The sequence below is a fragment of the Haemophilus sputorum CCUG 13788 genome, from assembly GCF_000238795.1.
Taxonomy (GTDB): Bacteria; Pseudomonadota; Gammaproteobacteria; order Enterobacterales; family Pasteurellaceae; genus Haemophilus_A; species Haemophilus_A sputorum.
In genome coordinates this window covers 1-739 of the sequence record NZ_AFNK01000060.1, presented here as the reverse complement: position 1 = coordinate 739, position 739 = coordinate 1, and the positions used below count along the sequence as shown (strand labels likewise).

Genomic DNA, 739 nt, shown 5'->3' with positions numbered 1-739 from the left:
TACTCTGTGGTAAAGGTCGTAACGTGTTGCGCCTGGTACAGTACAATTCTGAAGATATTGCCACCGGAACGTCATCACCTGAACCGCACAATTCCACTCTTCAATCGTCAGATCCACATCCGGGTTATCCGCCAGGTATTTCTCAACGTCCTGGAGAATCCCGCTTTTCAGGGGCAAGTTCTTTTTTTCGTCTGTCCATAGTTGGGGTTTGAGGGCCAATGGAACGAAAACGTACGTTTATGGTATAACTTATTGATTATAATACAGTATACAAAGGTCCCTTTTCAGGGACCCTTTCGTATGTTGTAGCTGATTTTATTTTCTTCTTTTCTTTTGGGTTGCTTTTAATAGCCATATATGATGTTTCATATAAAGTTAAAAGTTTCCCCATCTGTCTATCTATAGCGTCATGTTTTTCAGGATTTCTTAATTTCTGCAGCAGTTTAGATATATATTTCGCAGGTAACTTTATTATTAATGAATTATGGGATTGATACATTTCCTTTGTCCAATCTAAATCTTTTCCTGATTTCAATACCTCACTCTCATCTCTATTAATTATAAAACCGAGCTTTCCATACGGACCTGTTAAATATGATTGTAATTGTCTATACTCAGATGGACCTAATTCTTCAAAAATTTTTAGCATCAAAAACAACTTGTCTTGTTTTATAGTCCTCCAATACTCGTTTCCAAAAATCAGATTTGCCACCATTGGTGCCTATAATATCTCGTCTCT

Annotated in this window: 2 protein-coding genes; both read right to left on the bottom strand. The window is 36.9% G+C overall.

Annotation, left to right across the window (positions count from 1 at the left end):
- On the bottom strand, positions 1 to 177 hold a 177-nt coding region (locus HSP_RS11665; RefSeq protein WP_425268519.1), incomplete at its 3' end, for a hypothetical protein.
- 79 nt (positions 178 to 256) lie between these two features.
- The gene (locus HSP_RS11535) at positions 257 to 649 is read right to left on the bottom strand and encodes a hypothetical protein (RefSeq protein ID WP_244263562.1); all 393 of its coding nucleotides are present in this window, start codon (positions 647 to 649) and stop codon (positions 257 to 259) included.
- Positions 650 to 739 lie beyond the last annotated feature (90 nt).

Coding starts and splice junctions, on each gene's coding strand:
- HSP_RS11535 (WP_244263562.1), bottom strand. CDS start 649: ATGCTAAAAATTTTTGAAGAATTAGGTCCATCTGAGTATAGACAATTA.